General features: G+C 38.2%; 5 protein-coding genes. 2 read left to right on the plus strand and 3 right to left on the minus strand.

Annotated features, from left to right (window positions below; translation table 11 throughout):
- Positions 1–353: 353 nt before the first annotated feature.
- Complete coding sequence (metG, locus tag ACFFHK_RS02490) at positions 354–2,381, minus strand: methionine--tRNA ligase (RefSeq protein WP_382368789.1); 2,028 nt, start codon at positions 2,379–2,381, stop codon at positions 354–356.
- A 196-nt stretch (positions 2,382–2,577) separates the two neighbouring features.
- On the opposite strand from metG, the gene apbC reads away from it, so the two are divergent.
- Positions 2,578–3,696 (plus strand): iron-sulfur cluster carrier protein ApbC, encoded by a 1,119-nt coding sequence (gene apbC / locus ACFFHK_RS02495; RefSeq protein ID WP_382368792.1) that lies wholly within the window; start codon positions 2,578–2,580, stop codon positions 3,694–3,696.
- 63 nt (positions 3,697–3,759) lie between these two features.
- On the opposite strand, the gene lptG is transcribed toward apbC, so the two are convergent.
- Both lptG and lptF read right to left on the minus strand, forming a co-directional pair.
- Positions 3,760–4,830, minus strand: a complete 1,071-nt coding sequence (gene lptG / locus ACFFHK_RS02500; RefSeq protein ID WP_382368795.1) for an LPS export ABC transporter permease LptG — start codon at positions 4,828–4,830, stop codon at positions 3,760–3,762.
- A gap of 5 nt (positions 4,831–4,835) precedes the next feature.
- Entirely contained in the window at positions 4,836–5,933 is a 1,098-nt protein-coding gene (gene lptF / locus ACFFHK_RS02505) for an LPS export ABC transporter permease LptF (RefSeq protein ID WP_382368798.1), read from the minus strand.
- Positions 5,934–6,114: 181 nt separating this feature from the next.
- Between lptF and pepA the strand changes: the two genes are divergently transcribed.
- Positions 6,115–7,620: a leucyl aminopeptidase gene (gene pepA / locus ACFFHK_RS02510; RefSeq protein ID WP_382368801.1), complete on the plus strand. Its 1,506-nt coding sequence runs from the start codon at positions 6,115–6,117 to the stop codon at positions 7,618–7,620.
- Positions 7,621–7,878: the final 258 nt, after the last annotated feature.

The raw sequence follows: 7,878 nt of genomic DNA on the forward strand, positions 1-7,878 counted from the left end.
TAAACTACTAACAAACCTAACTTCAAGAATAAATCTCTATAAATGCTAAAGATCCCCTTGTGCCTTGCCCGAATGCAGGAAAGATTTTCAGGCAAAAAACGTCTAATTTTTCGCAGAAAAATATCAGTTTTTTGCCGCTCGGAAAATCTTGACAGAATGAGGAAATAGCAAGGCACTAGGGCGTGCTTTTTTTTGCCCACTTTTCTTTGCACGAGCAAAAAAAAGTGGGCGCCCTTTAGGGCGAAACCTAAATCTAAACTTAGTTAAGAATACAATAAATGCTAATTTATATAATGTTAACAAGCTAAAAAATAGCGACACCAAGATCGCTATTTTTCATCATAATTAAACAATTATTTAACTCGCATTCCTGGTGTTGCACCTTGATCTGGTGTTAATAAGAAAATATCGCTGCCACCAGGTCCTGCTGCTAAAACCATTCCCTCAGACACACCAAATTTCATTTTGCGTGGTGCTAAATTTGCCACCATCACGGTTAAACGTCCCTCCAACTCTTCTGGTTTATAGGCTGATTTAATGCCCGCAAACACGTGGCGCGTTTCATTACCAATATCTAAAGTTAATTTCACCAATTTATTGGCTTCGGGTACCGCTTCTGCTTTGACAATTTTTGCCACCCGTAAATCAATTTTTGCAAAGTCATCGATTGAAATCGTCTCAGCAATCGGATCAATATTACTATCAACTACTTTGCTTGGTGTAGCATTCACCGCTGCGTTTTCAGCTTTTGAAGCCTCAATTAATGCCTCAATCTGGCTCATCTCTAAACGGCTAAATAAAGCTTTAAACGGTGCAATTTGATGATCAAGTAATGGTGTCGCTAAATTTGCCCACTGTAATTGATCATTGAGAAAGGCTTCTGCACGTTCCGCTAACTTCGGTAATACAGGTTTCAAATAGCCCATTAACATACGAAATAGTTGAATACCCATTGAGCAGATTTCGTGTAACTCTTGCACACGCTCTTCATCTTTCGCAATTACCCATGGCGCCATCTCATCGACATATTTATTCGCTTTATCACACAAGTTCATAATTTCGCGAATCGCTTTATTAAACTCTCGATTCTCATAATATTGCGCAATTTGTTCGGCTTGCTCACAGAATGCTTGCCATAATGCTTGGTCATGTAAACGGCTTGCTAATTTACCTGCAAAGCGTTTTTGAATAAAACCTGCGTTGCGGCTAGCTAAATTGACTAATTTATTCACAATATCGCTATTCACGCGTTGGACAAAATCTTCCAAATTCAGATCCAAATCATCAATTCGATTGCTCAATTTCGCCGCATAGTAGTAACGCAAACATTCAGGATCTAGGTGGTTTAAATAGGTTTTCGCCTGAATAAATGTCCCTCGAGATTTTGACATTTTTTCACCATTCACCGTTACATAGCCATGGACAAAAATATTGGTTGGCTTACGATAACCTGCGCCCTCTAACATTGCTGGCCAGAATAAGCTATGGAAATAGACAATATCTTTTCCGATGAAATGATAAAGCTCCGTAGTACTTGCTTGATTCCAGAAACGATCGAAGTCAATACCTTGGCGCGTACAAAGGTTTTTAAATGATGCCATATAGCCTATTGGTGCATCTAACCAAACATAAAAATATTTACCTGGTTGATTTGGAATTTCAAAACCAAAATAAGGTGCATCACGTGAGATATCCCATTGTTGCAAGCCAGACTCAAACCATTCCATCATTTTATTCGCCACTTCTGCTTGCAATGTACCTGATTTAATCCATGCTTTTAACATTGCCTCAAAAGCAGGTAAATCAAAGAAAAAATGCTCTGATTCTTTTAATACTGGTGTTGCACCTGACACAACCGAGCGAGGATTAATCAGTTCTGTAGGGCTATAGGTTGCTGAACACACTTCGCAATTATCGCCATACTGATCTTCCGCTTTACATTTTGGGCAAGTTCCTTTCACAAAACGATCTGGTAAGAACATACTTTTTTCAGGATCAAATAATTGTGAAATCGTGCGGCTTTTAATAAAGCCATTCTCTTTTAATTTATGATAAATAAGGTTGGATAACTCGTTGTTTTCTGGGCTATGCGTTGAATAATAGTTGTCATAACTAATATTGAATCCCGCAAAAGAAGAAATATGTTGTTGTTGCACATCGGCAATTAATTGTTCTGGTGAAATCCCCATTTGATCGGCTTTTAACATTATTGGCGTGCCGTGTGCATCATCGGCACAAACAAAATAGATTTCATTTCCTCGCATTCTTTGGAAGCGTACCCAAATATCTGCTTGAATATGTTCAAGCATATGACCTAAATGAATCGGGCCGTTAGCATAAGGTAATGCACAAGTAACAAGTATTTGACGGCAACTAAACATACAATTTCCTTCTATAATCATTTTTTTCAATTTATAAAATAACGGCTAATGTTACTCTATTGCCCTTAATTTTTCCAGCATACTAACCCTATCGAGTAACTTTCTTAATTCGCACAATATTTTACTTAACAGGTGGTAGCTTGCGTGGTTAAATAAGCGAGCAAATTCACTCAATAACTTACAAAAGGATAGATAGATGAGTAATTTAACTTTTACTTTTTCTAATATAGATGAAACGCTTGCACAGCAAATTGCAGAAAAAATCCAGCAATTCCAACACGCTACTTTGCAAAAAGATCTATTAAGTCTAAAAGCCATCAAACAACTTTCTATTGAAGAGAATACTTTAAAAATTGCCTTAACGATGCCATTTGCTTGGAATAGTGGTTTTGCTGAGTTGAAACAAACACTCACTCCCCCTCTTGCTCAATTAGCAAAAGTTTCTGAAGTAGAATGGTCAATACAATACCAAATTGCTACCCTAAAACGCGCAAATAATCAGCCTGCAGTCAATGGGGTGAAAAATATTATTGCGGTAACCTCTGGCAAAGGTGGCGTAGGTAAATCAACAACTGCGGTAAATTTAGCATTAGCATTACAAGCACAAGGGGCGAAAGTTGGAATTCTAGACGCCGATATTTATGGTCCCTCTATTCCTTATATGTTAGGTGCAGAAGGGCAACGACCAACCTCGCCTGATAATCAACATATCGTGCCAATCGTGGCGCACGGTTTACAATCTAATTCGATTGGCTATTTAATGGACGCAGACAGCGCGACAATTTGGCGTGGTCCAATGGCAAGTAGTGCATTAAGTCAATTACTCAATGAAACTTGGTGGACAGATTTAGATTATTTAGTGATTGATATGCCTCCAGGTACAGGAGATATTCAGTTAACACTTTCCCAGCAAATTCCTGTAACGGGCGCATTAGTTGTTACCACCCCACAAGATATTGCATTACTTGATGCGATCAAAGGAATAGCAATGTTTAATCGTGTTTCCGTTCCTGTATTGGGTATTATTGAGAATATGAGTGTGCATATCTGCGCAAACTGTGGATATCACGAAGCAATTTTTGGTACTGGCGGGGCGGCAAAAGTTGCTGAAAAATACCAAATCAAATTATTAGGACAACTGCCATTGCATATCCGTTTACGCGAAGATCTTGATCAAGGGAAGCCAACGGTTATCGCTGCGCCAGAGAATGAAATCACTCAAGCATTCCTTGAGTTAGCGCAAACTGTTGCAGCAGAACTATACTGGCAAGGTGAAACCATTCCTGCAGAAATTATGATTCGTGAAGTGAAATAATTGTCGGCTAGTAACAAAAAAGCTTCATCACAGAATGAAGCTTTTTTATTTGCTACCTAAATTTTAGTGCCGTTTATATACCATTAACCACCAAATAATCGCGGTAAAAAAGACGCTTGGTGCTAATGCACCAATAATTGGTGGAATGCTATATACTAAACTTAATGGACCAAATACCTCATCTAAAACATAAAAAGTAAAGCCACAGCAGATCCCTGTAACAACTCTCACTCCTGGTGCTACACTACGCAATGGACCAAAAATAAAAGATAACGCCAATAACATCATCACACTAATTGAAACGGGCTGTAAAATCTTGCGCCAGTAGGTAAGCTCAAATGTTTTTGTCTCTTGTCCTGTATTTTTTAAGAATTGAATATATTCTGCTAAGCCGCTAATTGACAACATACTTGGGCGCAAAGAAACAATCCCTAATTTATCTGGTGTAATACTTGTTTTCCATGGCATATTTAAGTAATTTTTATTCGTTACTTGATTTTCATGTAAGAGTGATTCAGAAAGACGCGTAAAATACCACGTATTATTTTTATACACAGCACGATCTGCTTGGCTTAATTTTTTCAAATTACGCTCTGCATCAAATTGATAAATATAGATTCCCGTTAATTCATTCTCTTTTGGCACATTTTGAATATAAACAAAACTATTACCATCTTTTGCCCAAATCGAGCCTTTAACCGAAAGTAATGATCCCCCAGTTAAGGATTTATAACGCATCTCACGAGCAAATTGTTCTGTTTGAGGAATCCCCCACTCCCCTAATGCCATATTCAGAATAATCAACGGAATTGCAGTTTTCATTACCGCCATACCAATACTAAAACGTGAAAATCCTGACGCTTGCATCACGACTAATTCACTATTTGACGCCAATGACCCCAAGCCAATCAATGCGCCAAGTAACGCCGCCATTGGAAAAAAAGTTTCTATATCTTTTGGAATCGTTAATAAAGTATAAGCAATGGCTTTTAAGGTATCGTAATTCCCTTCACCAATCGCACGGAACTGTTCAACAAATTTAATAATTGCCGACAAGCCAACCAATAAAAATAGCGTAACAAAAATAGTGGCTAAAATTGTTTTACCTATATAACGATCTAAGGCATTAAACATACTCTCTACCCTCTTGCGACTTTACGTTTAAATGGTTGAAAGAGTCTTGCGCGTAATGTTGGCATATTTAACATGATACCCAAACCTAAAAAAGCAATATTGACAAGCATTATCCAATGATGCGCAACAAGTTTGCCATTAATACCTGCCGTTTTTAATGAACTTTGTAATAAGAAATAGATTAAATACAGCAACAACGCTGGCAATATTTTCGCAAAACGTCCTTGACGCGGATTAACGCGGCTCAACGGTATCGCAATCAACATCATTAATGGCACCGCTAAAAATAAGGTAACACGCCATACCAATTCAGCTTTTGCTTTTGTTGATGAGTCTGTCAGGAGCGTATAACTATCTTGCATATCTAAATCGGACGCATCACTTTTTGCTTGATTAAACGCTAAAAAAGCGAAGTAATCAGTGAAATGAGTAATACGAAATTCTGGCAAAGTTGCACTGCCTTCAAAACGCTCACCATTTTTGAGTGATAAAACCTGCCCGCCATCTGCTCCAATCGTAAAGTTTCCCTGTTCAGCTACCACTACCGAAGGTTTAACTTTACCGACCTGTTTTGTTTGGAACAAATAAATATCAGATAACGCTTCACCTTTTACTTTCTCCACAAACAAAACAAAATCCCCTTTGTTTGATGAAATAAATTGTCCAGGAATAATGACCGAAGCAGTAGGATTTGCCTTGGCGTTTTCCACCACTTCCACCTGTTTTTTTAATGCCCAAGGCGTTAAGTAAAGTGAATTATATGCGGCAACACTTACCGTAATCACAGACAGTAATAACCCCACTTTTACTAAGGTTGCTGGACCTACTCCACACGCCTGCATCACCGTAATTTCACTTTCGCTATATAATCGACCAAAAGTTAGCAATAATGCGAGAAATAAACTTAGCGGCAACATTAATTGCGCCATTGTTGGCATTCCCAAACCGAGTAAAGGTAAAATAACATCAACTGGAACATTACCATTTACGGCAGAACCAAGCACTCGGACTAATTGTTGCGCTAAAAAAATAACAAGTAAAATGAATAAAATAGCCAGTTGGCTTTTTAATACTTCTCTGATTAGATATTTTGTTAAAATCACGTTGTTTGGCCTATGTTTTCTCTCTATTTTTAACTTGATTTTTTTACAAAAAACGATACTTTAAAAGACCATTTTAGTTTGATTATGCTGTTTTGTTTTGCAGTAAAACATTATTTACAGCGGCATATAATACCTTGTTTCAATGCCTAACAACAATAGAAATCATAATAAGGATATGAATATGGAGTTTAGTGTCAAAAATGGCAGTATTGAAAAACAGCGTACTGCTTGCTTAGTCGTTGGTGTATTTGAACCTCGCCGTCTTTCAAGTTCAGCGGAACAACTTGATAATATTAGTGAAGGTTACATTAGTGCGTTATTACGTCGAGGCGATATTGAGGGTAAGGTTGGACAAACCTTATTATTACATCATGTGCCTAATATTTCAGCCGATCGTATTCTACTTGTTGGTTGTGGTAAAGAGCGAGAACTAACAGATCGTCAATATAAACAAATTATTCAACAAACTGTTAAAGTCTTAAATGAAACTGGCTCAATGGAGGCTGTCTGTTATCTTACTGGGTTACACATTAAAGGGCGCAATACTTATTGGAATGTCCGTTTTGCGGTCGAAACAGCACAAGAAGCTTTATATAGTTTTAATGATTTTAAGAGCATTAAACCAGAAATTCGTCGTGAATTACGCAAAATTGTGTTTAATGTACCATCTCGCCGTGAATTACCATTAGCAGAAAGTGCTATTCAACACGCGGTAGCAATTAGTGCAGGAATTAAAGTTACAAAAGATCTCGCCAATACCCCTCCTAATGTTTGTACTCCGCGTTATCTTGCCGATAAAGCCATTGAGTTAGCAGAAAGTTACAGCACCATTCAAAGCCATATTATCGATGAACAACAAATGGCAAAATTAGGCATGAAATCTTATTTAGCCGTTTCGCAAGGTGCAAAAAATGAAGCCTTTATGTCCATCATTGAATTTAAAAATAGCCCTAATCCACAAGCAAAACCGATTGTCTTAGTCGGTAAAGGATTAACCTTTGATTCTGGTGGGATTTCCATTAAACCTGCTGATGGTATGGACGAGATGAAATATGATATGTGCGGTGCGGCTACGGTATACGGTGTGATGAAAGCGGTTGCGGAGTTAAATTTACCACTAAATATCATTGGGGTATTAGCAGGCTGTGAAAATCTTCCAGGTGGCAATGCCTATCGCCCAGGGGATATTTTAACCACCATGTCAGGGTTAACCGTGGAAGTACTAAATACTGATGCGGAAGGGCGTTTAGTTTTATGTGATGCATTAACCTACGTCGAACGCTTTGATCCTGATACGGTGATTGATATTGCAACATTAACTGGTGCGTGTGTTGTTGCGTTAGGTAGTGTAAATAATGGACTATTCTCGCCAACAAATACCTTAGCTCATGAACTGCAAAATGCCGCCGATCTTTCAACTGACAAAGCATGGCGTTTGCCAATGAATGAAGAATACCAAGAATTGCTAAAATCCAATTTTGCTGATTTAGCAAATATTGGTGGACGTTGGGGTGGGGCGATTACTGCCGCCTGTTTCTTAGCCAACTTCACCAAAAAATATAATTGGGCACATTTAGATATTGCGGGAACAGCATGGCAACAAGGTGCCAATAAAGGGGCAACAGGTCGTCCAGTCTCGCTTTTAGTTCAATTCTTATTAAATCGTGCCAATATTAAATTTGAGTAGCGATATATCAATAAAGGGAAAGTATTACTTTCCCTTAGTTTTTGATAAGCACTATAAACCTTTTTTATCTTATTCTTAACTAACTCTAGATTTAGGTTTCGCCCTAAAGGGCGACCCACTATTATTCGCAAGTTCGCTCAGCTCACTTGCTCACCCTACGGGTCGCTGCAAGCAGCGCTCAAAAAGCAATGCTTTTTGTTATTGCTCGTGCAAAGAAAAGTGGGCAAAAAAAAACACGCCCTAGTGCCTTGCTATCTC

The sequence above is a fragment of the Gallibacterium trehalosifermentans genome (genome assembly GCF_042433055.1).
Taxonomy (GTDB): Bacteria; Pseudomonadota; Gammaproteobacteria; order Enterobacterales; family Pasteurellaceae; genus Gallibacterium; species Gallibacterium trehalosifermentans.